1 pseudogene is annotated in these 387 nt (G+C 28.7%); it reads right to left on the reverse strand.

The annotated features are described in order from the left end of the window. Positions 1 to 387, reverse strand: a pseudogene (locus FC87_RS07240) (tyrosine-type recombinase/integrase); the annotation flags it as partial.

The following is a 387-nucleotide window of genomic DNA, read 5'->3' on the forward strand; positions in this document are numbered from 1 at the left end:
TTTTCTGTGCTTGAATTTAATTTATCTAAAACACTCTTAATCTGATTATTAGAACGATTTTTATACTCATCAGTCAAATATGAATAAACGTTTGTTGTGGTAGAAACTTTCGAATGACCAAGACGCTTGCTAATTATATATATCAATATCATTTGACAGTAAATAAGTAACATGTGTATGTCTAAGCGAGTGAAAGTGAAACCGTCATTTATTTATACCCAACTCTTTTAGTGAGTTCCTAAGAACCTTGTTTACAGCTCCAGAAGTCGGTAATGTTTTAAACTAATTCAAAAAATATTTTATGGTATCCGTTGGATTTTAATTCACTAATAATATTTAAAATATCTTGATTGACACGAATAGTTCGTTTTGATGATTCAGTTTTAG

It is taken from the genome of Fructilactobacillus florum DSM 22689 = JCM 16035, assembly GCF_001436645.1.
In the GTDB taxonomy this organism is placed as follows: domain Bacteria; phylum Bacillota; class Bacilli; order Lactobacillales; family Lactobacillaceae; genus Fructilactobacillus; species Fructilactobacillus florum.